Here is a 23,397-nt window from a genome sequence, read left to right on the forward strand (position 1 = left end):
TTTTACCGCGACAAACTTGCATCACGGGTGAACATTGAAGCGCCGTTTATTCCAATATCGTCATTCCCGCGCACGCGGGAACCCAGAGTGGTACATCACTGCGGCAGCGTTTCAAATCCGAACTGCTCTGCGAGGTCGCACCATTGCGGGTTTTCGGCCTCTATCAACTCAAGCTTCCACGCGCGGCGCCATCTCTTGATCCGTTTCTCGCGCAAAATTGCGGCCTCCATTGTCGCGTGGCACTCAAACCAGACTAAGCGTTTCACGGAGTATTCCGCAGTGAAGCCGCGGAAGGTCCCGTTCCGATGATGGGTGATGCGAGAAATCAGATCGGACGTGACACCGACATAGAGGGTGCCGTTACGCTGGGAGGCGAGGAGGTAGACCGTAGGCTGGAGTTTGGCGCTCACCGCTCTGGGTTCCCGCGTGCGCGGGAATGACGGGGAGCGGAGAGATCGCTCACGGCACCAACACCGTATCGCGTGGCTCTTCTGTCTCATCCGTCTCGGGATAATCGAGCGTGTAGTGAAGCCCGCGGCTTTCCTTGCGCGCGAGCGCTGAGCGCACGATCAGCTGGGCTGATTGCAGCAGGTTGCGTAGCTCGATCAGGTCGGTCGTCACGCGGAAGGCGCCGTAATAATCGTCCACCTCCTTCATCAGCAGATCGATGCGGTTCTTGGCGCGTTCCAGCCGCTTGGTGGTGCGCACGATGCCGACATAGTTCCACATGAAGCGTCGAATTTCGGTCCAGTTCTGCTTGATGACGACCTCTTCGTCCGAATCGGTCACGCGGCTTTCATCCCATGGCAGGATCGCAGGCGGTTCTTCGAGCTCATCCCACATGGTGAGAATGTCGGAGGCCGCCGCTTCGCCAAAGACGAAGCATTCGAGCAGCGAGTTGGATGCGAGGCGATTGGCGCCGTGCAGCCCGCTCTCGGTGCATTCGCCCGCCGCCCACAGGCCCGGCAGATCGGTACGTGCGTAGAGGTCCACCACCACCCCGCCGCAGGTGTAGTGCTGCGCGGGGACCACCGGGATGGGCTCCCTCGTCATGTCGATCCCGAGCCCGAACAGCTTGTCGTAGATTGTCGGGAAATGCTCCTTCACGAAGTCGGCGGGCTGGTGGCTGATATCGAGATGGACGTAGTCGAGGCCATAGCGCTTGATCTGATCGTCAATGGCGCGCGCCACAACATCGCGCGGGGCGAGCTCCATGCGCTGTGCGTCATAGTCCACCATGAAACGATGACCGGTTTCGGGGTGCTTGAGATGCCCGCCCTCCCCGCGCACGGCCTCGGTGATGAGGAAGTTCTTGACCTCAAGATTATAGAGGCAGGTTGGGTGGAACTGCATCATCTCCATGTTGGAGACCCGCGCGCCCGCGCGCCACGCCATCGCGATGCCATCGCCGGTCGCGCCGCGCGGAGCGGTCGAGAAGCGGTAGACGCGGCCCGCGCCGCCCGCAGCCAGGACCGTGGCGCGCGCGACGTGGCGTTCAACCCGGCCCGTCTCCTCGTTGAGCGCGTAGACGCCCCACACGCGACCGGCAGCGGAGAACTGCTCGCGGTGGCGATCGGTGATGAAATCGATAGCGGTGCGAGCGCCCAGCATGGTGATGTTGGGCGAGGCTTCGGCGGCGTTTAGCAGCGCCTCCTGCACCGCCCAACCCGTCGCGTCATCGACGTGAACGATGCGGCGGTGCGAATGCCCGCCTTCGCGCGTCAGGTGCAACGCATCCTCGTCGCGATTGAAGGGCACGCCCAGCTCACACAGGCGATCAACGCTTGCCGGAGCGCGCTCGATAACGAACTCCACCGTCTCACGATCGTTGAGCCCGGCTCCCGCGACCATCGTGTCGCGCACATGGTTCTCGAACGTGTCGCCCGCGTCCAGCACCGCTGCGATGCCCCCTTGCGCCCAGGCGGTCGATCCACCGGTGAGCGACCCCTTGGCAAGAACAAGGACGCGTTTGGTTTCGGCCAATTCGAGCGCTGCGGTCAGGCCAGCCGCGCCCGAACCGATGACGATAACATCGTGGGCCAAGGCCTGTCCGGGAGTGGAGGGGGTTTCAGTCATAGGGCGCGTTCCATGAACGCCTATCGGTTCGCAGGCAAGAGAACGAGGTTCCAAAGCCTGGTTTCCGCTGGCCGTCTGGAGCGACAGACGGCCAAGAGACGCGGCGATTCCGGCAGCGCCCGCCTCGTTCAGCGCGATCGCCGCCGCGCCGCCGGGGGCGAGCCATGCGCAGCGTATCTCACGCGCCCGATCCCGTCAGCTGGACAAACACATCCTCCAGGTCCGCCTCGCGCGTCGTCACATCTTCAACCGTAAAGCCCATGGCCTGCACATGGTTGAGCATCTGGCCCGCGCTGACCTGGTCGCGGTCATAGGTCAGCGAGATGCGATTGCCTTCGAGCAGTTCGTGGCGGGCGATGAATTCGCGATCGAAAGCGCCGCTGTCGGCCGCTTTGGCCGGGTCCTTGTCGACCGTGACCTCGACCACTTTCTCGCGCGCCATCTCGATCAACTCCTGCGTCGGCTTGTTGGCGATGAGCTGGCCGTGATTGATGATCGCGATCCGGTCGCACAATTCCTCGGCCTCCTCGAGATAGTGGGTGGTCAGGACCACGGTCACGCCTTCGCGGTTCAGCACGGTCACCAGTTCCCACAGTTGCCGGCGCAGTTCGACATCGACGCCCGCCGTCGGCTCGTCGAGCACAAGGATGGGCGGCGAATGCACCATCGCCTTGGCGACCAGCAGGCGCCGTTTCATACCGCCCGAAAGCGTGCGCGCGTAGGCGTTGCGCTTGTCGGCGAGACGCACCGCTTCGAGCAGTTCCTCGCTTCGGCGCAGCGCGGCGGGAACGCCGTAAAAACCCGCCTGGTTCTCAAGCACCTCGAACGGGGTGAAGAAGGGATCGAAGACGATCTCCTGCGGGACAATCCCGATCGCGCGGCTGGCGTTGCGGCGCTGCCGATCGATGTCGAAGCCCCAAATCTGCGCGGTTCCTGCCGTTTTGTTAACGAGGCCGGCGAGAATGTTTATCAGGGTGGACTTGCCCGCACCGTTAGGGCCAAGCAGCCCGAAGATCGACCCTTCCGGCACGCCAAAGCTTACGCCGCCCAAGGCCAGCTTTCCCTCGGCGTCCGCACCGGTGGCGCCTTTGGGAGGCGCGTAGCGCTTCGTCAGATTCTCGATGCTTATGGCGGGTTCGCGAGCGCTGTTTTCGGGCATGGCGTCGCCATAGAGAAGCCGCACAAGTGCGCAAAGGCTTAACCATAGAACTTGATCAAAGCTTCGTGTCTCTCCGGCTATCGAGCGCGGTCATGAGACGTGGTGCCACCTTCCCCAATGCGCTCGCGGTCGCGGGCAAAGGCGTGATGATCGCAATCGCCGCGTCGCTAGCGCTGGTTTCGCAAAGCGCACTGGCGAACGACACGCAGAGCGCCAACGCGAGCGCTCGGATCCATGACGATGTGACCCTTATCAACACCCGCGAAATGGATTTCGGCCGGATTATCGCCCCGGGGAACGGACGCATCGACATGACCGCGAGCGAGGTTGCGATCTGCACGCCCAACAACGCGCTCGAAGTCCTCGACGGATGCCAGAGCGCGGGGTTTGAAGGCGTTGCGGGATCAGGCTTCCAGATCCGCGTGCGAGTCCCGGCGGGTCGACGCATCGAGCTCACGGGGCCGGGACAGAACCTGCGCCTGCGCCGGATGGAAGTCGGCGCGGGCGACGGTCTTGCCTTCATACGGCGTGTCAATCGCAACTTCGACTTCACCGTCACCGACCCTGACGGGGCGTTCGAATTCTTCGTCGGCGGTCGCCTTTTGATCCGCAACAACCAGGCACCGGGCGTCTACACCGGAACCTTTGAGATCGAAGTCGAGTACGAGTGAGCCCGGCTTGCGATTTGCCCAAAAACGGCGATTGAATTTGCCCGGAAGCGCGACTAATTCCGAGCCCATGATGACGCTCAATCGAGAGATCACGTTTGTTGAGAAAAGCCGCGTAAGCTGCGACGGGGCGGGCGAAATCCGCGGCGGCGCGGGCTATCGACCCGCGGCCCTTGGCCATCCGAGGGTCTTTCTCGAGATCGATAGCGAACGCGGCTACGTCGATTGCGGCTATTGCGACCGCCGTTTCATCCTTCGCGGCGGCCCGGCGGACACCGCGCAAAGCTGATCCGGGCTCGTCGCGGGACCCCTCGATTGCTCAGAGCCAGGGCCAGAAAAGGGCCAAAGCGTTGCGCGCGAGCCCTCTGGCCGGATTCGGTTTCAAATCATTCTTAACATCTCGGACGTAAATCACGATCCAAGGCGGACCGCGAACCGGCGTGGACCAGGCGCTGTGCGAGCCGCCCTCGACGTTGCAACAGGGCCCGAAAAAGTAAAATGACCAAGACTTTGAGAAGGTTATGGCGCGCGATCGCTGCAGCGCCACGGGCATATGTCCGGCAATGGGCGGCTGCCATCGCGATCTTTACCGCGACGCTCGCCCTGCTTACGCCGGCGGCGCAGGCGCAGGAAACCGAAACGGCCGATGCGCGGGCCTTTCTCGTTACGCCGCTCAGTTTCGTCAAAGAGACCGATCTCGATTTTGGCATCATCATTCCCGGCAACAGCGACGGCACGGTTTTCATGGATTCGACCGGTGCCATCACGACGACCAACGGGATCACCGTGCAAACCGGCACACAACAGCCGGCTCGGTTCTGGGGTTATGGTCAGTTCAACCAACGGGTGCTGATCAACATCAATCAGAACACGTACACTCTCACCCGCGTCGGCGGGACCGAAACCATGCTCTACGATCAGGTGACGATCGGCAGCCAGCCTCCGATCCTGATCACGACGCGCCCGACCCGGTTCCGTATCGCCAACCCGGATGGCTATTTCGCGTTCACGATCGCCGGCCGCCTTCAGGTGGCGGAGGACCAGGCGCCAGGCGTGTATGAGGGCGAATTCACTGTCACACTCGAATACGAATAAGGCGTCGCAGCGGCCCCGGCGCGACCGGTGCCGCCGCTCATTGCCGGTTCAGATAGGTTTGCTAGTCTGTCCTCCATAATCTGAGGGAGATTTGCTGCCATGGCCACAAACACAATCTCACAACGCCGGGGCACGTCCCTTACTCTCTCCGCGCTCGCCGGGATTTCGCTTTTGCTCTCTCCGGCGCTTGCTCAGGATGAGGAGCCGGACCCGCCTGAGAAAACCGAAGAGAAAAAGTCCAAGGCGCAAATCAAGGGCGAAAAGCGCCTGGCCAAGATGCTCGAAGGGCGCGTGGCGGGCGAACCGCAAGATTGCATCCGCATGCTGCCCACCAATCAGATGACCACGATCGACCGCACGGCCTATGTGTTCGGGCGAGGCAACACGATCTACGTGCAGCGCACCACTCGCCCCGATCAAATCCGTGATCGCGACACCCTGATCACACGCCGTTTTGGCGGTGGCGCCCAGCTTTGTCGGCAGGATATCGCGACGACCGTCGATCCGTTGACGCAGATCTTCACCGGCGCGGTGATGTTCGAAGACTTCGTACCTTACACGCGCGTGGACAAGGATGAGAACGAGGGCAACGGCTAGGTTTCCAGCCTTTCGCCGGCTTCGACGCGCTGTCGATGACGTTTGCGGACGTTCGATGAGAACGAGCCGGTGTCCCCCTCCAACTTGAGACGAGGCCTCGCGAGCGGTCGCCCGCCCCCCCTATCATGACGTATCGCGTGAAGGCGCAATGCTCTGGGCATAGCGTCCTGAAGAACGATTGAGCGCATCGACCGATCGGCCATATTCCCGCAGCACCCGCTCCGCTTCGGGCGCCTGTTCCCGAGGTCTCAGAGTAGCCAATGGAGCTTCCCAGAGAACCCGGACCGGCGCGGTGTGCGCTCGGTGTATTGCGTCCGCATCCGTTTGCGGATGGGGCCGCGAGCCCATGGCGGCGAGGGCTTCCCTTCGCACTCGGCGCCACTCGGCGCGCTCCGCCTGCTCTCTTGATCGGTCCGTGCCACCCGAGGTCGCGCGTTCGGCGTTCGCGCCTTCCTCGAGCAAGGCCGCCTTAAGCGGATGTGTGGTACCCTCCACACGCCACTCTTCCACGCGAAGCGCGGCTGCGCTCGCTGAAAGCGTATCCGGCTGATGCGGCTCGGCGTAAAGCCGTCGGGTTCGCGCTGACCCGGCCAGATCCCCGGCCAGCCAGCTAAAGACGCACATTCCGGTGACCACGGCCACCCAGACTCCGAAACCCGCTGCGTATTCCATGCACACTCCCTCGCCGCCGAAACGCCGGCGGTCATCCAAGTTAGACCCCTTGTCCGTGAAGACCGCGCGCCGACGCATCGGCGCCAATCGCGAGCCGGTCGCCTTCCCACAGCGGACCGGCCTTTCAAGAACTCAAGAAACCTACTGGTTTTCGGCTTATGTGTTTACCCGGGTTGGATACCTATGGACGCGTTAACCGCGCGCTATGCGGTCGCGGAAGCGTGCATTCCGGTCATGGCGTTCAACCGCGCAATGATCGCTTCGGCCTCTTCCATGATGCCGTCGATAAGCTCCTTGCAGGTCGGGATATCGTTGATCAGGCCGGCGACCATGCCGCAGCTCCACGCGCCCTTGTCCATGTCGCCTTCCTGCATGATCGACGGGTAGACCCCGGCGACTTCGGGCAGGATGTCCTGTATCGTCAGCGCGTCGCCCAGATCTTTTTCCTTCTGAAGCAGGCGTTCGACCCCGGCGTTGTTGAGCACGCGTTCGGTGTTGCGAAGCGGGCGCATGACGAGCCGGGTGTCGAGCTCGGAGGCCTCGACAATCGCCTGCTTCACGTTGTCGTGAACCGGCGCTTCCTTGGTGGCGATGAAGCGCGTGCCCATGTTCATGCCCTGCGCGCCCATCGCGAGGCTGGCGATAAGGCTGCGACCATCGGCCATCCCGCCTGAGGAAACGAACGGAATCTCCAGCTCATCCGCCGCGCGCGGCAGAAGAATGAAGTTGGGCACATCGTCCTCTCCCGGATGGCCGCCGCACTCGAACCCATCGACGCTCACCGCGTCGCAGCCGATGGCCTGCGCTTTCAGCGAGTGGCGCACGCTGGTGCATTTGTGGATCACCTTGATCCCGGCGTCCTTCAGAGCGGGGAGCACTTCCTGAGGGTTGCGTCCGGCGGTCTCGACCACCTTGACCCCGCCTTCGATAATGACGCGCACAAGGCCCGGATAATCGGGCGGCGTCAGGCTGGGAAGGAAGGTGAGGTTCACGCCAAAGGGCTTGTCGGTCATGTCCCTGCAGCGCGCAATCTCGTTGGCGAGCTTTTCCGGCGTGCCTTGTGTGAGGCCGGTGATGATGCCGAGCCCTCCCGCGTTCGACACCGCCGCCGCCATCTCGGCAAACCCGACATAATGCATGCCGCCCTGGATGATCGGGTGCTCGATACCGAACATTTCGGTAATGGCGGTTTTCATGGCTTGTCTCTCCCGGATTCGTTTCTGTTCCGGTCGAGACAACCCGAGAATGACGCGGCTTGCAAGCGTGGTCTTGGACCGCACGGCAACAACGCAGCGCGTCGTAGCGTCAATCCGCGTCCCGCTCGATCGGCCCGGTCTCGCACAGATCGCTCACCACGCAGATAGCGCATTTGGGCACGCGCGCGCGGCACACGCGTTTGCCGAACTGGATCAGCCAGAAATGCCCATCCGCCATCGCCCATTCGGGGCTGCGTTCCTCGAGCTGCTGCGCGGTCTTCTCTGCGCTCTTCGCCTTGGTCAGGCCGATGCGGTTGCACACCCGGTGCACATGCGTGTCGACCGCGATGATATCTTCGCCGAAGGTGAAGCTCATCACGATGTCGGCGCACTTTCGGCCAATGCCGGGCAGGCTCATCAAGCCTTCGCGCGTCCTGGGCACGACGCCGCCATGTTCCTCCAAAAGCGCCTTGCAGAACTTGCGGATGCTCTTGGTCTTGTTGTTGTAGAGCCCGCATGGCCGGATCGCCTCGCGGATAGCGTCGTCGTCAAACGCCAGTATGTCTCCGGGCGTTTTCGCCAGCTTGAACAGCGCCTTGGTCGCCGCCGCGGTGTTGCGGTCGAGCGATTGGGCGGAGAGCATACAGGAGATGCACGAGCGAAAGGCATCGGGCTGGCCTTTCGGGCCTTTGGCGTTCGAGGTGCGGCCCGGCATCGCTTCGGCGAGCTTGCGGTAAACCTCTTCAACCTGCGGTTGTGTGAGCATACCAGGCAAGCGCTTGGGATCGTGTGGCGTTCCCGGTCTTGCGCCTGGCTAAGAAGAAGGCAAGGCTGTCGCCTCCGAAGCCGAGCGCAAGCACGAAAGCCCGCCATGCAGCAAATCGCCCAAGCGCCCGATGGCAAAGAGATGTACTTCGCCGCTCTATTCGGCGCGGTGGTCGGCTATATCGCGCTCGTATTTCTCGTTGCACTCAGCGCCGTCATCGGCACCAGCGATCTGGAGGCCCCTGTGAATGCGCTGGTGACTGGACTGCTCCTTCTCCTCGTCCCCGCTGTGGTTTTCGCAGCGCTGGTCATCGCTCCGATCGGCGCGATCATCGCGCTTGCAGTGCGGCGTTGGGCCGGCTCCAGTCACTGGTTGGGCGCCATCACCGGTGTTCTCACCGCGGTGACGCTGGCCTTGGCCAGTCACGTGCTGCTCGACGCGGATTGGCGCGGCGGTCCTGACGTTGGCACCTATCTGTTTCTCGCTGGCGGGCTCGCCATTGCGGCGGTTTCGGGCTGGTACGCGCAGCGCACAGTGCTGCGCTGGCCCGTCCGCGCTTAGGCTCTACCAGTAGGGCAATCCGAACGCACTGGGCACCCTTCACACTGCGCGCGGCGTGGGCGGCAATGGGTCTGGCCGAGCTTCTTCAAAAGCAAATGATGTTCGTCCATATCGGCGGCGGACCATTCGCCGGGCACGACTGGCATGAGGGTATCATACGTCTTCGCCGTGTCCGCCCTGGCGGGAACGATCCCCATGCGCTGCATGATGCGCCGGTGGTGGCCGTCGATCACCATAGCGCGGCGCTCAAAAGTGCTCGCGTTCATGACGCCCGCGGAATTCTTGCGCGCGACGCCGGGCAACGTTTCGAGCCAGGCCATCGCCTCGGCGGTGTCGTAGTTCGACAGGTGCCGCAGATCGACACTGCCGCGCTCCTCGATAATCGCGTTGAGGCACGCCTTGAGACGCTCCGCAGCAACGCTCGGGAATGTCTGACGATGAAGCCGCGCCTCAAGTTCGGGAACGCTCACCGCCGCAACGGCCTCCCAGGTGCCGTATTCAGCCAAAAGCGTATCGGTCGACGCGTTGGACGCCGCCGTTTTCGTTTGCGCGCCGATCACTCCATGCACCAGCACCCAGACCGGATCGCGGCGCTTTTCGGGCGGGCGGATGATCCGCCCGAAGCGCTCGATCAGCGCCGCTTGCGCGCGCCGCAGAGTCTGCGTTCGAGAATCGGGGCCAAGGTCAAGCTGCACGCTTTTCGCTTTGGGAGCCTCTAACGCGTGAACGCGATCGAGAACGTCACCGGCACGGCGGGTGTGATCGAAGGCAGACCGGCAAGCTCCTGCAGGGTCGCAAGACCCTCGGTCAGCTCCAGCGCGTCGGCGTAGACGATAACGGGCTCTGTTGATGTAACAAGCACTCCGTCTTCGCCGGTGCGTGTCACGGATACCTGCGTTTCAATCGGCGCTTCGACGCCCTTGACGTTCAGGGTCGCCTTGAGCGGCTGCGTCACGCTTTGACCCACGCCAAGCTTTTCGAACGCCGCCGGATCGATCGACGCGGTGACGCTGGCCGTGGGATGGTCCGCGATCTCGAAAAAGATATCGCGCATGCGTTCGTTGCGAATGTCGACCTTGGTCTCAATCGTCGACAGGTCAATTTCCAGTGTCGCGGCGCCATCGGGCGACACGCTGCCCGAAAGGCCCGAGAAGGTGTTGCTTTCGGCAATCTCGCCCGATTTGACGCTAACATAGGAGAGGCTGGAGGCGTCCGCATCGACGGCCCAGGACCCTTCGACCAGAGGCGCGGGTTCGGAGGGCGCCTGCGCACACGCGGCGGCGAGTAAGAGAGTGGCGGCGGCGATGATGCGGGATGCATGCACAGGACGATATCCTTCATTTGAGTTCCTAATTGGACAGGCTGATAGGCTAACGCGCCTAGATCGCGAAAGGTGCCAACAGATCAGTCATCGAAGGTTGTGAATTTGCAGTTGAGCTACCTTTCACACAAACCATATTTTCGTATGTTGTCCATCAGGAGTAGCTTCCAAGCATGACGCCAAGCTAAACAAGCCCTGCTTTTCCTAGAGCCAGAATCCTTTCCTTGGCTCACTGATATAAATGGCGTTTCAGTCGGCCTTCTGGAGAGTGATATGGCTGTGTACATTCCAACAGATCAAAACTCGCGGCTTTTAAAACGCCATCTAATGAGTGACTTTGAGATGAAGTCATCTCATGCATCGGAGGCTATCGCTGCGCTAATTGGCTTCAAATCTCACGCAGCATTTTTATCATCCTCGACTAGCATCGGCGGTTGTCGAGTGTTTGTTGCCGATTTTGAAGCCTTTGAAGCTCGCTGCCTTGAGTTAGGTTATGAAGCAGGTTCTTCGGAGTGGCTTCGGTTCTCATTCATGGGTCTGGATTTTCCTCATCCGGCTTGGCGTGTAATTTCAAAGAGCGATAAAGTCGCGCGGGATGATTGGTTCTATGATTGTGAACAACGAAACGTGCCATTTATGGTGATTATTAAAGCGCGAAAATGGTGCACCCTTGAATGGGACCATATCAGCGTCGAGCCCGACTACGACAAATTGGTTAGGCAGGCTATTGGCGAAGATCATGGGCACGTTCTCTTTCGTCTTTTCCAGTTGTTGACTTTTCACAGTTCGCCTCGCGCCTTTTTCGATGGCAACGCCCTAGTCGGTACGGTGAAGAATCTGACGGAGGCAGATGCCCGCATCGTCGGCAATGCTTTTGCCGAACGGATTTTTCCGGGAAATCTTGAGACATTGGTAGACAAGGCGGCGTAACTTTTCTGGTGGGAGTGATTTGACTATCACTCCCATTCGATCGTCCCCGGCGGTTTCGACGTGTAATCATAGACCACGCGGTTGATGCCTTTTACTTCGTTGACGATGCGGGTCGCCACTTGCGTCAGGAACGCCGCATCGAAGGGATAGACGTCGGCCGTCATGCCGTCCGTGCTGGTCACGGCGCGAAGCCCGCACACGCTGTCATAGGTGCGCGCGTCGCCCATCACGCCCACCGTCTTGACCGGGAGTAGCACGGCAAAGGCCTGCCAGATAGCATCGTAGAGCCCAGCATTGCGGATCTCTTCAAGATAGATCGCGTCGGCCTTGCGCAGGATATCGCAGCGCTCCTTGGTGACTTCGCCGGGGATGCGGATGGCAAGCCCCGGCCCCGGAAACGGATGGCGGCCCACAAACGCTTCGGGCAGGCCAAGCTCACGACCAAGTTCGCGAACCTCGTCCTTGAACAGCTCGCGCAGCGGCTCGACCAGCGCCATGTTCATGCGCTCGGGCAGGCCGCCGACATTGTGGTGGCTCTTGATTGTCACCGAGGGCCCGCCGGTGAACGACACGCTCTCGATCACGTCCGGGTATAGCGTGCCCTGCGCCAAGAAATCCGCGCCGCCGACCTTTTTCGCTTCGGCTTCGAACAGATCGATGAACGCCCCGCCGATGAATTTGCGCTTCTTTTCAGGGTCGGACACGCCCGCAAGGCCGCCCAAGAACTTTTCCTCGGCGTCCACGGCGACGAGCGGTATGTTGTAATGATCGCGGAACAGCGTCACCACCTGTTCGGCCTCATTCAGACGCATCAGGCCGTGATCGACGAAGACACAGGTCAGCTGATCGCCAATCGCTTCGTGGATCAGCACGGCCGCGACCGCGGAATCGACCCCGCCCGACAGCCCGCAGATGACGCGCCCGTCGCCAACTTGCTCGCAGATTTCGGCGATCTTCGTCTTGCGAAACTCGGCCATCGTCCAGTCGCCCGCAAGGCCGCAGACATGCCGGACAAAGTTGGCGAGCAACCGGCCACCATCGGGTGTATGAACCACTTCGGGATGGAATTGCGTGCCGTAGAACTTGCGGCTCTCATCCGCGATGACGGCAAAGGGCGCGCCGTCGCTGGTGGCGACGATTTCGAAGCCTGGCGCAAACTGCGTGACCTTGTCGCCGTGGCTCATCCAGACCTGGTGGCGCTCACCCTGCTGCCAGAGACCGTCGAACAGCGCGCAATCCTTGGTAACCGTAAGGAACGCGCGACCGAACTCGCCGCCCTCGCCTGTTTCGTGACCCGGGCGCACTTCGCCGCCGAGCTGATGGCTCATCACCTGCTGGCCGTAGCATATGCCAAGGATCGGAACCCCCGCGTCAAAGAAACTCTGCGGACAGCGCGGGGAGCCCTCCTCCGGAACGCTGGCCGGGGAGCCGGAAAGGATGATTCCTTTCGGGTTCAAGCGACGGAAAGCCTCCTTGGCCATCGAGAACGGAGCGATCTCGGAGTAGACGCCCGCCTCGCGCACGCGGCGCGCAATCAGCTGGGTGACCTGGCTGCCAAAATCGACGATCAGAATGCAGTCGGGCGCGGCGGAGTCTGCAAGGTTCGGGCTGCTCATGAACGCCGCGTTAGTCCAGCGCATCCAGCGCTGTCCAGCCGCGCGGGGTGTTCGATCGATCTGGACCGGCGACACGATCCAGCAAGTTGCATCTTGTGCAATATACTTTGGATTTAGAGCATTTGTCCTCCGTTCAATCGAACACTAGGTGCCTTGTCAGGCGGTGCGCACAGGCTCCTCTCTCCATCCGGCGCCCGCTCTGACCGACCCGAAAACCCCAGCAGAAAAGGGCCGTGTCAGCGAATGGAGTTGCTGGTCGAGGCATCCTCCGCGGAACTTGAGACGCAAGCGCTCAGGCGCTGGCTCTGATTGCGGCGGTCTGGATGTGGTCTTCCCCTGGACCAAGATCTCGTCAAGCGCCCGGATCCGCTCGCGCCCCGGGATCGGCGTGAGAGACCCGGGCCAACCGGCACCCATGCAGCGAGCAAGGCGCGGCCGCTCCTACCCCCCACCTGGCGGTCGCGTCTTCGCTCGCTCGATCCGAAAGCTCGCTAGCGCTGCGCTGAGCAACAATTTCTATTACACTAATTTGTTATTTCGTTGCTTGACGGACTAACCAAACACCAAGCCGCTTCGTATCTATTGCTGCAAGACAGACGCGCGCGGTGCGCGTCGCATCAGGAGATACGGCATGACGTTTATGTCGGAAAAGCTGGTCGCCCTCGTCCTCGCCCTGAGCGCGAGCGCGGCCTCGTTCAACGCCTACATCATCTAGGCCCTGCGGTCGTGACCGCTTCGGCGCGGCTCTTCATTCAGCGAAGAGCCGCGCCGTTTAAGGCACTTATGCTGAAACAGCTTCATCCGCATACTCATTTCTCTACAAGGGGCACAGACGCTCAGAAAACCTGAGCCGCCGTTCGAAAGGGAATGAGATGTTTTGGTCCAAATTCTTGCCAAACCGCCTGCTGGCGCTGTCCCTAATCGGCCTAGGCCTTTCACCGCCCGCTGCGGCTCAGTCGTTCGACGCGTTTGACCGCGAAACGCGCGTTAGCGCGGCGATCACCATTCCTCTTGGCGAGTCAAAGGACCGCCGCCAGACAGCGCCGCGTTTCGAAATCATCGCGCGCCACCGGGCCCCCTCGCAAGATTTGAGATTGGTCGCACGGCAAGATGAACTGCGCTGGCAAGAGCGGCGCATCGGCATCACGCTTGACGGCAGCGAAACGCTCATGCTCAACGGTCGAGCGGTTGAAGGCCTCGATGACCAAAGCAATCTGGATACTGTCGAAACCGTGCTGGTCGTTTCTGGCGGAGTTCTCGTCGCCTCGCTGATAGTCTTTGCGATCGCGATCGATGATTTCACACTGTTCGGCGATGACGAGGAATAAGCGCGGCCTTGCATCAATCCTCCAGATGAGCGCGCAGTTCGGTCTTGAGAAGCTTGCCGATATGGCTGCGTGGCATCTCGTCGATCGCGTAAAGCGCGGATAGGCGCTGCGTCTTGCCAAGCCGCGCGTTCACCTCGGCAAGGATCGCCTCGCAATCCCCGTCGCCCTCGCGCAGGACAACGAAGCCCACCGGCGTCTCGCCCCATTGGCGTGAAGGCACGCCCACGACAGCAGCTTCGATTACCGCCTCTTCGCGCTCAAGCTCCGCTTCGAGATCGCTGGGATAGATGTTGAAGCCGCCCGAAATGATCATGTCCTTGGCCCGGCCCACAAGCTCGACGAACCCGTCTTTATCGACACGGCCGATATCGCCCATGCGCATCCACACGCCCCCTTCGGCGTCGACATATTGCGCTTCCGATGTCTTGTCCGGGCGGTTCTTGTAGCCCGACATCATGGTCTGGCTGCGGCCGATGAGGTTTCCCGGCGTGCCCGCCGGCACTTCGCGATCCTGATCGTCGAGTACCTTCATCTCGCTGCCCGGTGCGGGTCGACCGACCGTGTGGAGCTTGTCGGGAAACTCATGGCACGCCAGCAGGCACACCACCCCGCCTTCGGTCATCGAATAGATCTCGATAAGCCCGCCGGGAATGCGATCCAGCACTTGCCGCTTGAGCTCGGCGGAGAAGGGCGCCGACGTGCAATATTTGAGCGTGAGCGCGCTAAGGTCGAAGCTGCCGATCTCGGGGAAGTCCATCAGCCGCTGATACTGGACTGGCACGAGCATCGTGATGGTGGTGCGATCGTTCTGCGCGTGCTCAAGCCAGCGCGCGCAATCGAACTTGCCCATTATCCGCACCGTTCCGCCCGCCAGCAGGGGCGGCAGAAAGGCGACCATCGTCGTGTTCGAATAAAGCGGCGTGGAAGCGAGCGAGCGGACCGGCAGCTGCGCGCTCAGATAGGACAGGGCGGTCGCGCCGAACTGACGCCAGCGCATCAGATGCGAGTGGACAATCCCCTTTGGAATGCCGGTCGTGCCCGAGGAATAGATGATGTTGAACGGGTCGCTGCGATCGGGCGCGATGGCCGGCGCGCGCGAGCCCGGCGGGGCCATCCAACCCTCGATTTCCTCAAGCGGCACGCGGATCAGGTCCGCCATGAAGTCCGGGCCGAGTTCTGCGGCCTTGGCGGCGTCGATGAAAAGATGCCGCGCGCCTGAGTCCTTCGCCATGCCTTCCAACTGCCCTGGGGACGCGCTGGTCGTGAGAGGCGCTGCGACACCGCCCGCGCGCACGGCAGCGAGGAAAACGAGCGCGTATTCGACGCTGGAATACCCCAGGATCGCAACCGACTGCCCGCGTTCCAGTCCCGTCTCGACCAGCCGGGCGGCAATCCTTTCAACGAGCCCGATCAGCTCGGCCCAGGCAACCGCGCGGTGATCATCGATCAGCGCGATGGCGTCGGGTTGCGCGCGCGCCCAGCCTGTCAGAATGTCCGGGAAGGAGCCAAACGGTTGCTCAAGCGCCTCGACAATCTGGTCTCGCATAGCCGGGTCGGTCGGGTTGATGTGATGCATGAACCAAGCGTGCCTTACCCGTGCCCAGCGCGCAAGCGGTGGATCGCAGCCCGGTGATTGGGGGCTAGGCGCGCGGCGGGATTGGGCTAAGGTCGCGCGTGAGGAGGGCCCTATGAAACACCGCCATTTGTCGAGGACACTGGCGCCCGTTCTGGCGCTGATTGCGACAGCAGCGTCGGGCGCTGTCGGCGATGGCGATACCGGTCGCGCGAGAACTTCTGACGAAGCGATTTTGCAGCGCCAAGCGCCTGCAAGCCAGCCAGAGCCCGTCACACCGGCGCGCCCGGCCCCGCCTTCCATGCTAGCGATCCTGGCTCATCCGGATGACGAAATCACGATCGCGCCGGTCCTTTCGCGCGTTGCGCGCAGTGGCGGCGAAGTGACGCTGGTCTTCGCGACAAGCGGTGATGCGGGTCCGGGATCGAGCGAGCTTGCGCGCGGTGAGGAACTTGCGCAACTGCGCGAGAAGGAGGGGCGCTGCGCGGCCTTCGCGTTGGGCCTTGATGAACCGGTTTTCTGGAAGCTGGGCGATGGCGAGCTTGCAACGATGGCGCGCGCGGACGACAGCGCGGCAAAGCGGGCGCTGGCCCAGACGCGCGAGGCCATTCTTGCGGCCAAGCCCGAAGTGGTCGTGACATGGGGCCCCGACGGCGGCTATGGGCACGCCGACCACCGAATGATTAGCGCGCTCGTTACACAAGTGGTGGCGGAGATGGGCCTGGACCGGCCGGATTTGCTATACGCCGCCTTCCCTCAGGTCGAACCAGGTGTCCTTCCCGGGTTCGACAGCTGGGCCACAACCTCGCCTGATCTCCTGACCGACCGGATCCGGTACAAGTCTGCCGATCTTGGGGCGACGCAGGACGCGCTGAACTGCTACCAGACACAGTTTCCGGCTGCGGTGCGCGAGGGATTGATCCCGCTGCTGCACCAGGAAGTATGGCAAGGCGTCATCCACTTCCGACTGGCCTTTCCCGCCACGCCTTAGGAGCTGAAACGCCAAAGCGGCACCATCGGTGGAAAAGCTGATCCGCATCGGCCAGTGCATTTGGGAATCGCGCGCGCAACGCCTATATAATGGGCATGGACGAACACACTTCGCAAACCCCCGAAAAAGCCCGCCAGAATGGCGAATATGGCGCGGACTCGATCAAGGTCCTCAAAGGCCTTGATGCGGTGCGCAAACGCCCAGGCATGTATATCGGCGATACCGATGACGGATCGGGCCTGCACCATATGGTTTTCGAGGTGTCGGACAACGCGATCGATGAAGCTTTGGCGGGGCATTGCGACCTCGTCCTGATCGAGCTGAACCCCGATGGCTCCGTGTCGGTCGAAGATAACGGACGCGGCATTCCGGTGGGCATGCACAAGGAAGAGGGCGTCTCGGCGGCCGAAGTCATCATGACGCAGCTGCATGCAGGCGGAAAATTCGAGAACACCTCTGATGATAACGCCTACAAGGTTTCGGGCGGCCTGCATGGCGTTGGCGTTTCCGTCGTGAACGCGCTTTCAGAGTGGCTGGAACTCAAGATCTGGCGCGACGGCAAAGAGCACTGGATGCGCTTTGAACACGGCGACAGTGTCGCGCCGCTCAAGGTTCTGGGCGACGCGCCCAAGGTCGATCGCAATCCGGACGAAAACGGCTTCAAGAAGGGCACACGGGTCACGTTCCATCACTCGGACGAGACCTTCAAGAACGTCACCGAATACGATTTCGACAAGCTCGAACACCGCTATCGCGAGCTCGCCTTTCTCAATTCCGGCGTGCGCATCCTGCTGCGCGACAAGCGCCACGAAGACGTGATCGAGCACGACCTGTTCTACGAAGGCGGCATTGCGGCCTTCGTGAAATGGCTGGACCGCAACAAAGAAGCTCTGATCGCGGAGCCGATTTCGGTGTCCGCCGAAAAGGACGGCATCGGCATCGATGTCGCTCTGGAATGGAACGACAGCTATTACGAGAACGTCCTCACCTTCACCAACAACATCCCGCAGCGCGATGGCGGCACGCACCTCGCTGCCTTTCGTGCGGCGCTAACGCGCACTCTCAACGCCTATGCGGATCGCTCAGGCCTTCTAAAGAAGGAAAAGGTCTCACTTTCGGGCGAGGACATGCGCGAGGGGCTCACCGCGATTGTCAGCGTGAAGCTGCCCGATCCGAAATTCTCCTCGCAGACCAAGGACAAGCTTGTGTCCTCGGAGGTGCGCCAGCCGCTCGAATCGCTGATGAGCGAGAAGATGAACGATTGGCTCGAAGAAAACCCGAACGACGCCAAGGCGATCATCCAGAAGATCGTCGACGCCGCCGCCGCGCGTGAAGCGGCGCGCCGGGCGCGCGAGATGAGCCGCAAGGGCGCGATGAGCGTCGCCAGCCTGCCCGGCAAGCTTTCCGACTGCCGCGAACGCGACGCGTCGAAATGCGAGCTGTATCTCGTCGAGGGTGACAGCGCGGGCGGCTCGGCCAAGAACGGGCGCGACAGCCAGTTTCAGGCGATCCTGCCGCTGAAGGGCAAGATCCTGAATGTCGAGCGCGCCCGGTTTGATCGGATTATCAGCTCCAAAGAGGTCGGCACCCTGATCCAGGCGATGGGCACCGGGATACGTGACGAGTTCGATATCGAGAAGCTGCGCTATCACAAGATCGTGATCATGACCGACGCCGATGTTGACGGGGCGCATATCCGCACGCTTCTGCTCACGTTCTTCCACCGCCAGATGCCCGATATCGTCAAGGCCGGGCATCTGTTTATTGCGCAGCCGCCGCTTTTCAAAGTCGCCAAGGGACGCAGCGAAGTGTACCTGAAGGATCAGGCGGCGCTTGATCGGTATCTGGTCGACGCAGGACTTCAGGGCCGTTTGCTGGAAACGCAAGGCGGCCAGCGTTCGGGCGAAGATCTGCGCAGCCTTGTTGAGCACGCGTTGCGCCTCAAGAACCTGCTTGCCTTCGTGCCGCGTCGCTATGACACGGCGATTGTCGAGCAGATGGCGCTATCGGGCGCGCTTGATCCCGAGCTTACTCCTGAAACACGCGCCGCCGCGCTCGATTCGACCGCCCATCGCATGCAGCTTGGCGACCCCGAAGCGCGGTGGAACGCCGCCTTGCTCGGCGACGGTTCGGTTCAGCTTTCGCGTCTGTGGCGCGGCGTCACGGATGTGCACGATATCGACGCACGCTTCCTCGGCAGCACGGAAGCGCACAAACTCCACGGGCTCGCCGGATTGCAGGCAGACGCCTACGCCGCCCCTGTGCGCTTCATCAAGGCAAGCGACGCGCCCGAAGAGCCCGAAACAGTGCCGAGCGACGACGTCGAAGCCGACGAGCCCGCACCTGCAAGGGACGACGCAATCATGCGACCGACGCAATTGCTGGAAGCGGTGTTTGCGGCCGGGCGCAAGGGCCTTTCGATCCAGCGCTACAAGGGCCTTGGCGAAATGAATGCCGAACAGCTGTGGGAGACCACGCTTGATCCCGAAAACCGCGCGCTGCTTCAGGTCAAGGTCGAGGACGCCGACGTGACCGACGAGATCTTCACGCGCCTGATGGGCGATGTGGTCGAACCGCGCCGTGAATTCATTCAGGACAACGCGCTCAACGTTGCCAACCTCGATGTCTGACAGGCTCACGCCGCGCTTGCCGGTTGGTCCGCCAAGCGCATTGTGGAACCCATCGGCCGGAGCGCTGTAGACAGGGAAGGCATGACTGGCGAACACCATCACACGACCGGGATCAAGCAGGCCAGCTTCCTACTGATTCTGGCTGCGGTCACTTTCATGGCCGTGGTGATCGTATGGCCGTTTGCAACAACCCTGCTGTGGTCGGCGCTCGCAGCGATCATGTTTCAGCCGCTCTACAAATGGTGCTTGAAAGTGTGCCGCGGCAAGCGCAATCCGGCGGCCCTGATGGCGCTGTCGATTATCCTGCTCGCCGTCATCCTGCCGGCCTTCTGGGTCGGCACGCTGGTTGTGGCTCAGGCGCTCGACCTGCTTGACAGCGTGCGCGAGAGCCAGCTCGATATTGCGACATCGATCAACGCCCTGTTCGATGGGCTGCCGAAGGTTGTGCAAGACTACATTGTCGACAACGACCTCAACAACATCGCCACCTTGCAAGAGCGCGTGGAAGAGTTCTTCGGCGCGATCCTGAGCTTTATCGCCTCGCAGGCGATCTCGATCGGTGGGGGTGCACTCAACTTCGTGCTCAGCTTTGGCGTCGGTCTGTACGTTACGTTCTTCCTTCTGCGCGATGGCAACCGGATCGGCGAGACCATCCTGCGCTCCATGCCGGTCGAGCGCGAGATTGCGGATCGCCTCGCTGCGCGGTTCCTGGGCATCGTGCGCGCGGTGATAAAGGGTTCAGGGGTCGTTGGCCTCGTCCAGGGGACGCTTGGAGCGATCACGATGTTTATCGCGGGTGTGCAGTCCGCCTTGCTTCTGGGCGTGCTGATGGCGATCCTGGCTTTGATCCCGGCGGTCGGGACCGCGCTGGTTTGGGTGCCTGTGGGCGTGGCGTTGCTGCTCTCGGGAGCCATCTGGCAGGGTATCTTTGTACTTGTGTCAGGGTTTGTCGTCATCAGCTCGGTCGACAATATCCTGCGCCCGATCCTTGTCGGCCGCGATACGGGCATCCCCGACTGGATCATTCTTGTGACAACTTTGGGAGGCTTGGCGCTGGTCGGATTTACGGGGATTGTTCTGGGCCCTCTGGTCGCGGGACTGTTCCTCGCCTCGTGGTCGATCCTGCGCGAGCAGCGCGACGAAGATGAAGAAGCCACCGAGCACGGGCGCGCAAAGGTCGGAGCCGATGAGGGCGCCAGTCCGGCGGGCCCGTCCGGGGTGCTCCAGGCGCAAGCGAGCGAAGCGGCAAGCTCGCCGCCCCCTGCACGCACACAAGAGGCCTAGCGAGCGCGATGGAACCTCTGGTCCAGCCCGGCAGCCAGGCCGAACAGGTCGGGCGTCTCATCCTCGCCGCGATCGTCGTCCTCGCGCTCCCCGCTTTTCCGTTTGGCAATTACGTCATCTACCCCTTCATGATCCTGACGACGTGGTTTCACGAGATGGGCCATGGGATGACCGCGCTTTTGCTGGGCCAGGACTTCGAGAGGCTGCACATTCTCGCAGACGGGTCTGGCGTCGCGCTCAGTCGGGTGAGCGCGGACCTATCGCCATTCGCCAGAGCAGCTATCGCGGCGGGCGGCCCATTGGCTCCGTGCGCGCTGGGATCGCTGATGATCCTGGCGAGCGCGCATGAGAGACTGTGGCGCCCTGCTCTTTGGGCGATGTCGGCGGCGATCTTCGCCTCGGTGATCGTCTATGTCCGCTCGCCCGTGGGCTTCTTCGTATTGCCGCTGGTTGGCGCGGCGCTTGCGCTCATCGCGTGGCGTGCGCCGGGCAACGCCGCGCGCTTCACGCTTCAGTTTCTGGGCGTGCTGGGCGCGATGAGCATGCTGCGCGACTTCGACTATCTGTTTTCCGAACAGGCCGTCATTGGCGGAAAGCGGATGCTGTCCGACACGGGGCAGATGGAAGCGGCGCTATGGCTTCCGCACTGGGTGTGGGGGGCCGCGTTGCTGGTGATCTGCGCGGTCATGGTGGGCGGCAGTCTGAAATACGCGCTCGCCGAGGGTCGAGCGCGCCTACGGCGCAAAAAGCCGCCGGCGAATGTGGTGCAATTCAGACGCCGAAAGTAGGCAGCGCCGTGCCAGGCGGCTCGCTTAGTTAAGAACCTTGAGAGTGTTCACACCGCGCGCGCCATCGCCCATCTCACCCGACAGCCCGGTAAAGATCGTATCGATGATCCGCGCCAGCTTGTCCTCGGTCAACTTGTCGCCAAGGTAGATGATCGCGTCCGGCATCGAATAGGTGGCAATCATCTGGTTAACCAGCGAGAGCGCTTCATCGATCTCGAGCCCTGAAAAGTAACCATCGGCCTGCGCCTGAACGATCAATTCAGCGAGATAGTGATCCGCCAGATCGACGTAAGAGCGCACCTTTTCAAAGTTCGCAGCGCCCATTTCGCTGATGACCGTGTAGAGTTCGGGATCCTCGCGGAAACGATCGCGCGAGATGACGAAGCGGCGACGGTAGAATTCGTACATCTTGCGCGGCGGGGGGAGATCGGAGGCAAGCACCTCCTCCATTACCTTCATATGCGGGCTGAGCCAGATTTGGGCTACCGCGTCGAACAGCTCGTCGTAGTCGGCGAAGATCTGCTCGAAACGGCTGCGCGCAAGGCCGCTTTCGGTGAACGCCACCAAATAGGATATCTCGGTTCCGCGCTCTTTCACCAGGTCAAGAACCATCTGCGCGATGCGCTTGCGTTCGCTGTCCCGGGCTTCGGGTGAAAGGGCCATGACCGTCTAGTCTCCTGATCTGCGCGCCCACATAGGAGCGCCGGAGCCGGTCTTAAACCTCTAGCCGGAAAACTTGTGCAGCGCAACATGCGGTGTATCACTGAGGTGCAACACCTCGTCGCATTCGGACCGGTCGGTCAGATATCGTTGCGACCCGCGATGATGTCGCGCGCCTGCTGTTCGAGCGCTTCGAAACGATCCAGATCAGGGATTTTTGAGCGGAACCACTCGGCAATCTTGAGCAGATCTTCGCCGTAATTGCCGCTGGGCATCATGGGCGGGCTGAAGCCGATCGTGCGCTTTTCGTTGTCCGCATAGGCGAGGACTATAGGCACGCCGGCGGCTTTGGCGATGTTGTAGAAACCCGATTTCCACTTGCCATCCGAGCTGCGGGTGCCTTCAGTCGCGATGACGAGGTTGAGTTCGGTGCGCCGCGCAAACTCCTCTTTCATCTGCTGAATGGTGCCGCCGGGCTTGCTCCGGTCAACTCCAATGCCGCCCATATCCAGCATGAAGTTCCTCATCATGCCCTGGAACAGGGTGTGCTTGCCCATGAAGTTGGGCTGAATGCCAAGCTTCTTTGTCGCGCCAGCAAAGAAGACAAAATCCCAGTTCGAGGTGTGCGGCGCGCCCGCGATAACGCACTTCTTCACGCCTCCAGGAAAGCGCTCGACGATCTTCCAGCCGCGCTGCCAGTAGAAGAACAGGATGATCCGGTTGACGATGCGCGAGAGAAGCGTGACGTTACGGGTTTCGTTGTGGCGCAAATGGATGATCTCCCTTCCCCCTGTGTGGGGCCCTCGGGAGAGTTACGCAAGGGAAGGTGGGAGATTCAGTCGGTGGTTGAGCCAGAAATTACGATCAGCCTTTCGATCGAAGGTTGAAAGATCGTGAATAGGAAAACCCCCCACCATTCCATCCCACTGTCGAAATAACCATCCACCTTACTTAGATCATCGCCGCTCCAATCATGAATCACTGCATCGTCCCAATCAGGTAGCAAGATCTCAGTAGTCTTTCGAAACAAGCGGACGGCTTCTGCGCGGCTTCCGCGAAGTCCATAGGGCGGTTGAGCAAAGGCATAAGCATATTCGCCCGGATCATGGAGGTCTGGAGGACTCTGACCCCAGCTTTTGATCTTGCGCTCCCCAATCATATCATATCGAGGGTCTTGAAGGGTTGTGCCCCCCGCAACTTCACCCGAACCTCTTAGGATCAGCATCTGATCTTTGGGATCGCAATAACTGCCCAGGAACTGATCGTAGTTTAAAGGACGCGGACTGATCTGGAGAAGGGCACTAACCCCGTGATTATCCAGATGCCATTGTGTTCGGTCTGGCAGACATGCCGCGGGTTGATCTGCATGGGTCAAATGCGCGTCAATAGCCTGCAGATCATGGTGGCGGCTTTCCCTCGCATTTTCAAAAAAGGAATACTCGAGAACTACGCCAAGTGGCTCAAGCTCTTCGAATATTTCGGGCAT

At 61.6% G+C, this 23,397-nt stretch carries 24 protein-coding genes; 11 read left to right on the plus strand and 13 right to left on the minus strand.

The annotated features are described in order from the left end of the window. Positions 1-95: 95 nt before the first annotated feature. The 3 genes from QNI87_RS06765 to QNI87_RS06775 all read right to left on the minus strand — a co-directional run bounded on the left by QNI87_RS06765 (position 96) and on the right by QNI87_RS06775 (position 3,235). On the minus strand, positions 96-410 hold the full coding sequence (locus QNI87_RS06765; protein ID WP_300595426.1) for a GIY-YIG nuclease family protein: 315 nt from the start codon (positions 408-410) through the stop codon (positions 96-98). Positions 411-459: 49 nt separating this feature from the next. Then, on the minus strand, positions 460-2,076 hold the full coding sequence (gene nadB / locus QNI87_RS06770; RefSeq protein WP_300595427.1) for an L-aspartate oxidase: 1,617 nt from the start codon (positions 2,074-2,076) through the stop codon (positions 460-462). Positions 2,077-2,254: 178 nt separating this feature from the next. Continuing rightward, positions 2,255-3,235, minus strand: coding sequence for an ABC transporter ATP-binding protein (locus tag QNI87_RS06775; RefSeq protein WP_300595428.1), 981 nt, complete (start codon positions 3,233-3,235; stop codon positions 2,255-2,257). A 92-nt stretch (positions 3,236-3,327) separates the two neighbouring features. Here QNI87_RS06775 and QNI87_RS06780 point away from each other — a divergent pair, with 92 nt between their 5' ends. The 4 genes from QNI87_RS06780 to QNI87_RS06795 all read left to right on the plus strand — a co-directional run bounded on the left by QNI87_RS06780 (position 3,328) and on the right by QNI87_RS06795 (position 5,595). Next, the gene (locus QNI87_RS06780; RefSeq protein WP_300595429.1) at positions 3,328-3,906 is read left to right on the plus strand and encodes a DUF4402 domain-containing protein; all 579 of its coding nucleotides are present in this window, start codon (positions 3,328-3,330) and stop codon (positions 3,904-3,906) included. Positions 3,907-3,976: 70 nt separating this feature from the next. After that, positions 3,977-4,192: a zinc-finger domain-containing protein gene (locus QNI87_RS06785; protein ID WP_300595758.1), complete on the plus strand. Its 216-nt coding sequence runs from the start codon at positions 3,977-3,979 to the stop codon at positions 4,190-4,192. 209 nt (positions 4,193-4,401) lie between these two features. Beyond that, positions 4,402-4,998 (plus strand): DUF4402 domain-containing protein, encoded by a 597-nt coding sequence (locus QNI87_RS06790; protein ID WP_300595430.1) that lies wholly within the window; start codon positions 4,402-4,404, stop codon positions 4,996-4,998. Positions 4,999-5,097: 99 nt separating this feature from the next. Then, positions 5,098-5,595: a hypothetical protein gene (locus QNI87_RS06795; protein ID WP_300595431.1), complete on the plus strand. Its 498-nt coding sequence runs from the start codon at positions 5,098-5,100 to the stop codon at positions 5,593-5,595. A 123-nt stretch (positions 5,596-5,718) separates the two neighbouring features. Here QNI87_RS06795 and QNI87_RS06800 read toward each other — a convergent pair whose 3' ends face one another. From QNI87_RS06800 to nth, 3 genes are all read right to left on the minus strand, one after another. Continuing rightward, positions 5,719-6,306: a hypothetical protein gene (locus QNI87_RS06800; protein ID WP_300595432.1), complete on the minus strand. Its 588-nt coding sequence runs from the start codon at positions 6,304-6,306 to the stop codon at positions 5,719-5,721. A gap of 164 nt (positions 6,307-6,470) precedes the next feature. Further along, positions 6,471-7,463 (minus strand): nitronate monooxygenase family protein, encoded by a 993-nt coding sequence (locus QNI87_RS06805; RefSeq protein WP_300595433.1) that lies wholly within the window; start codon positions 7,461-7,463, stop codon positions 6,471-6,473. Positions 7,464-7,572: 109 nt separating this feature from the next. Continuing rightward, positions 7,573-8,229, minus strand: coding sequence for an endonuclease III (nth, locus tag QNI87_RS06810; protein ID WP_300595434.1), 657 nt, complete (start codon positions 8,227-8,229; stop codon positions 7,573-7,575). 105 nt (positions 8,230-8,334) lie between these two features. Here nth and QNI87_RS06815 point away from each other — a divergent pair, with 105 nt between their 5' ends. Continuing rightward, entirely contained in the window at positions 8,335-8,790 is a 456-nt protein-coding gene (locus QNI87_RS06815; protein ID WP_300595435.1) for a hypothetical protein, read from the plus strand. On the opposite strand, the gene QNI87_RS06820 is transcribed toward QNI87_RS06815, so the two are convergent. Both QNI87_RS06820 and QNI87_RS06825 read right to left on the minus strand, forming a co-directional pair. Then, on the minus strand, positions 8,787-9,485 hold the full coding sequence (locus QNI87_RS06820) for an endonuclease III (RefSeq protein ID WP_300595436.1): 699 nt from the start codon (positions 9,483-9,485) through the stop codon (positions 8,787-8,789). The genes QNI87_RS06815 and QNI87_RS06820 overlap by 4 nt on opposite strands. A gap of 20 nt (positions 9,486-9,505) precedes the next feature. Beyond that, complete coding sequence (locus QNI87_RS06825) at positions 9,506-10,114, minus strand: YceI family protein (protein ID WP_300595437.1); 609 nt, start codon at positions 10,112-10,114, stop codon at positions 9,506-9,508. 270 nt (positions 10,115-10,384) lie between these two features. Between QNI87_RS06825 and QNI87_RS06830 the strand changes: the two genes are divergently transcribed. Beyond that, entirely contained in the window at positions 10,385-11,041 is a 657-nt protein-coding gene (locus QNI87_RS06830) for a hypothetical protein (RefSeq protein WP_300595438.1), read from the plus strand. Positions 11,042-11,067: 26 nt separating this feature from the next. On the opposite strand, the gene guaA is transcribed toward QNI87_RS06830, so the two are convergent. Continuing rightward, positions 11,068-12,657 (minus strand): glutamine-hydrolyzing GMP synthase, encoded by a 1,590-nt coding sequence (gene guaA / locus QNI87_RS06835; protein ID WP_300595439.1) that lies wholly within the window; start codon positions 12,655-12,657, stop codon positions 11,068-11,070. Positions 12,658-13,529: 872 nt separating this feature from the next. Here guaA and QNI87_RS06840 point away from each other — a divergent pair. Next, positions 13,530-13,985: a hypothetical protein gene (locus tag QNI87_RS06840; RefSeq protein WP_300595440.1), complete on the plus strand. Its 456-nt coding sequence runs from the start codon at positions 13,530-13,532 to the stop codon at positions 13,983-13,985. Between the two features lie 13 nt (positions 13,986-13,998). Here the strand turns inward: QNI87_RS06840 and QNI87_RS06845 are convergent, their stop codons facing one another. Further along, a complete protein-coding gene (locus QNI87_RS06845) occupies positions 13,999-15,561 on the minus strand; it encodes an AMP-binding protein (protein WP_300595441.1) in 1,563 nt (520 codons plus the stop codon). 112 nt (positions 15,562-15,673) lie between these two features. On the opposite strand from QNI87_RS06845, the gene QNI87_RS06850 reads away from it, so the two are divergent. The 4 genes from QNI87_RS06850 (at position 15,674) to QNI87_RS06865 (ending at position 21,251) form a co-directional block, all read left to right on the plus strand. Beyond that, the gene (locus tag QNI87_RS06850; protein WP_300595442.1) at positions 15,674-16,549 is read left to right on the plus strand and encodes a PIG-L family deacetylase; all 876 of its coding nucleotides are present in this window, start codon (positions 15,674-15,676) and stop codon (positions 16,547-16,549) included. Positions 16,550-16,644: 95 nt separating this feature from the next. Next, positions 16,645-19,179, plus strand: a complete 2,535-nt coding sequence (gyrB, locus tag QNI87_RS06855) for a DNA topoisomerase (ATP-hydrolyzing) subunit B (protein WP_300595443.1) — start codon at positions 16,645-16,647, stop codon at positions 19,177-19,179. Between the two features lie 81 nt (positions 19,180-19,260). After that, positions 19,261-20,463, plus strand: a complete 1,203-nt coding sequence (locus tag QNI87_RS06860; RefSeq protein ID WP_300595444.1) for an AI-2E family transporter — start codon at positions 19,261-19,263, stop codon at positions 20,461-20,463. Between the two features lie 8 nt (positions 20,464-20,471). Further along, entirely contained in the window at positions 20,472-21,251 is a 780-nt protein-coding gene (locus tag QNI87_RS06865; RefSeq protein WP_300595445.1) for a M50 family metallopeptidase, read from the plus strand. Between the two features lie 24 nt (positions 21,252-21,275). Here QNI87_RS06865 and QNI87_RS06870 read toward each other — a convergent pair whose 3' ends face one another. The 3 genes from QNI87_RS06870 to QNI87_RS06880 all read right to left on the minus strand — a co-directional run bounded on the left by QNI87_RS06870 (position 21,276) and on the right by QNI87_RS06880 (position 23,397). After that, on the minus strand, positions 21,276-21,914 hold the full coding sequence (locus QNI87_RS06870) for a hypothetical protein (RefSeq protein ID WP_300595446.1): 639 nt from the start codon (positions 21,912-21,914) through the stop codon (positions 21,276-21,278). A gap of 137 nt (positions 21,915-22,051) precedes the next feature. Next, positions 22,052-22,681, minus strand: coding sequence for a lysophospholipid acyltransferase family protein (locus tag QNI87_RS06875; protein WP_300595447.1), 630 nt, complete (start codon positions 22,679-22,681; stop codon positions 22,052-22,054). Positions 22,682-22,746: 65 nt separating this feature from the next. Next, entirely contained in the window at positions 22,747-23,397 is a 651-nt protein-coding gene (locus QNI87_RS06880; RefSeq protein WP_300595448.1) for a hypothetical protein, read from the minus strand.

This window comes from Erythrobacter sp. (assembly GCF_030066995.1).
Lineage (GTDB): Bacteria > Pseudomonadota > Alphaproteobacteria > Sphingomonadales > Sphingomonadaceae > Erythrobacter.

Bases quoted from the DNA above. Each gene is read 5' to 3' on its own strand.
- nadB (WP_300595427.1), bottom strand. From the start codon at position 2,076: ATGACTGAAACCCCCTCCACTCCCGGACAGGCCTTGGCCCACGATGTT.
- QNI87_RS06775 (WP_300595428.1), bottom strand. From the start codon at position 3,235: ATGCCCGAAAACAGCGCTCGCGAACCCGCCATAAGCATCGAGAATCTG.
- QNI87_RS06780 (WP_300595429.1), top strand. From the start codon at position 3,328: ATGAGACGTGGTGCCACCTTCCCCAATGCGCTCGCGGTCGCGGGCAAA.
- QNI87_RS06785 (WP_300595758.1), top strand. From the start codon at position 3,977: ATGACGCTCAATCGAGAGATCACGTTTGTTGAGAAAAGCCGCGTAAGC.
- QNI87_RS06790 (WP_300595430.1), top strand. From the start codon at position 4,402: ATGACCAAGACTTTGAGAAGGTTATGGCGCGCGATCGCTGCAGCGCCA.
- QNI87_RS06795 (WP_300595431.1), top strand. From the start codon at position 5,098: ATGGCCACAAACACAATCTCACAACGCCGGGGCACGTCCCTTACTCTC.
- QNI87_RS06805 (WP_300595433.1), bottom strand. From the start codon at position 7,463: ATGAAAACCGCCATTACCGAAATGTTCGGTATCGAGCACCCGATCATC.
- nth (WP_300595434.1), bottom strand. From the start codon at position 8,229: ATGCTCACACAACCGCAGGTTGAAGAGGTTTACCGCAAGCTCGCCGAA.
- QNI87_RS06815 (WP_300595435.1), top strand. From the start codon at position 8,335: ATGCAGCAAATCGCCCAAGCGCCCGATGGCAAAGAGATGTACTTCGCC.
- QNI87_RS06830 (WP_300595438.1), top strand. From the start codon at position 10,385: ATGGCTGTGTACATTCCAACAGATCAAAACTCGCGGCTTTTAAAACGC.
- guaA (WP_300595439.1), bottom strand. From the start codon at position 12,657: ATGAGCAGCCCGAACCTTGCAGACTCCGCCGCGCCCGACTGCATTCTG.
- QNI87_RS06840 (WP_300595440.1), top strand. From the start codon at position 13,530: ATGTTTTGGTCCAAATTCTTGCCAAACCGCCTGCTGGCGCTGTCCCTA.
- QNI87_RS06845 (WP_300595441.1), bottom strand. From the start codon at position 15,561: ATGCATCACATCAACCCGACCGACCCGGCTATGCGAGACCAGATTGTC.
- QNI87_RS06850 (WP_300595442.1), top strand. From the start codon at position 15,674: ATGAAACACCGCCATTTGTCGAGGACACTGGCGCCCGTTCTGGCGCTG.
- gyrB (WP_300595443.1), top strand. From the start codon at position 16,645: ATGGACGAACACACTTCGCAAACCCCCGAAAAAGCCCGCCAGAATGGC.
- QNI87_RS06860 (WP_300595444.1), top strand. From the start codon at position 19,261: ATGACTGGCGAACACCATCACACGACCGGGATCAAGCAGGCCAGCTTC.
- QNI87_RS06865 (WP_300595445.1), top strand. From the start codon at position 20,472: ATGGAACCTCTGGTCCAGCCCGGCAGCCAGGCCGAACAGGTCGGGCGT.
- QNI87_RS06870 (WP_300595446.1), bottom strand. From the start codon at position 21,914: ATGGCCCTTTCACCCGAAGCCCGGGACAGCGAACGCAAGCGCATCGCG.
- QNI87_RS06880 (WP_300595448.1), bottom strand. From the start codon at position 23,397: ATGCCCGAAATATTCGAAGAGCTTGAGCCACTTGGCGTAGTTCTCGAG.